Origin of the sequence: Burkholderia sp. BCC1972, from assembly GCF_905339605.1 — a bacterium.
Classification (GTDB): Bacteria; Pseudomonadota; Gammaproteobacteria; order Burkholderiales; family Burkholderiaceae; genus Burkholderia.
Window position 1 is genome coordinate 1 of sequence record NZ_CAJPGH010000069.1, and the last position, 1355, is coordinate 1355.

Annotated in this window: 1 protein-coding gene; it reads left to right on the forward strand. The window is 62.1% G+C overall.

All coding sequences use genetic code 11. From position 1 onward, the window contains the following. Window positions 1-56: 56 nt before the first annotated feature. The gene (locus U5798_RS36820; protein WP_322084871.1) at window positions 57-1316 is read left to right on the forward strand and encodes an IS256 family transposase; all 1260 of its coding nucleotides are present in this window, start codon (window positions 57-59) and stop codon (window positions 1314-1316) included. The last annotated feature ends 39 nt before the right edge of the window (window positions 1317-1355 follow it).

Consider the following 1355-nt stretch of genomic DNA (forward strand, 5'->3'; position numbering starts at 1 on the left):
GAGCCTATCCGAATGTTTGTGTGTGAGGCATAAACTGATGGCCAAGGAGCCACTTTATGCCACGTAAACGCAAGGAAGAAGTGACGATAGAACCGGGCAAGGGCTTGAACCTGGACCCGGAGCTGATCAAGCAACTGGTGCCCGGGACGCTGGACCGGGCGACGATCAACGAGCAGCTTGCGGCGCTCAAGAAGGCAATCTTCGAACGCGCGCTGGGCGGCGAACTGACCCACCACCTCGGTTACGAGAAGGGCGATGCCAAGCCGGCAGGCCGCACGAACCACCGCAACGGCACCAGCCGCAAGCGCATCACGACCGACGACGACCTGCTCGACGTCGAGATTCCGCGCGACCGCGAAGGCACCTTCGATCCGGTGCTGATCGCCAAGGGCGAGCGACGCTTCACCGGCTTTGACGACAAGATCGTCGCGATGTACGCACGCGGCATGAGCGTGCGGGAGATTCAGGGTTTCCTGCTGGAGATGTACGGCATCGAGGTGTCGCCGGACTTCATCAGTACGGTGACCGATTCCGTGATCGACGAAGTGCGCGAATGGCAGCAGCGGCCGCTCGAGCCGATGTACCCGGTCGTGTTCTTCGACGCCTTGCGAGTCAAGATCCGCGACGAAGGCGTCGTGCGCAACAAAGCGATCTACCTGGCGCTGGGCGTGCGCCGCGACGGCACACGCGACGTGTTGGGCCTTTGGATCGAGCAGACCGAGGGGGCCAAGTTCTGGCTGAGGGTAGTGAACGACCTTAAGCTGCGCGGCGTGCAGGATATCCTGATCGCCGTGGTCGACGGCCTGAAGGGCTTCCCGGAAGCGATCAACACGGTGTTCCCGGAAACGACGGTCCAGACCTGCATCGTGCATCTGATCCGGAACTCACTGGACTTCGCCAGCTGGAAAGACAGGAAATCGGTCGCAGCGGCGCTCAAGGAGGTCTATCGGGCACCGTCGGCCGAAGCGGCCGCCGTGGCGCTGGACGCGTTCGATACGAGCCCGTGGGGTGCGAAATACCCTCCGATCGCCGCGCTCTGGCGCCGAGCCTGGGATCAGGTGATTCCGTTCTACGCCTTCGCGCCTGACATCCGGAAAATTGTATATACGACCAACGCGATCGAGTCGCTGCACATGCAGCTTCGGAAGATCATCAAGGCGCGCGGCCACTTCCCGTCGGACGAGGCCGCGCTCAAACTGATCTGGCTGGCGCTGCGCAACGTCGTGGCCAAGTGGACCGGCTCCCGGCACGATTGGAAGAGCGCGATGACGCAGTTCGCACTGCTTTACCCGGAACGATTCAACATTGGAGTCTGAATCTCAACCCGCCTCACACACGGAATTCCGGATACCGCC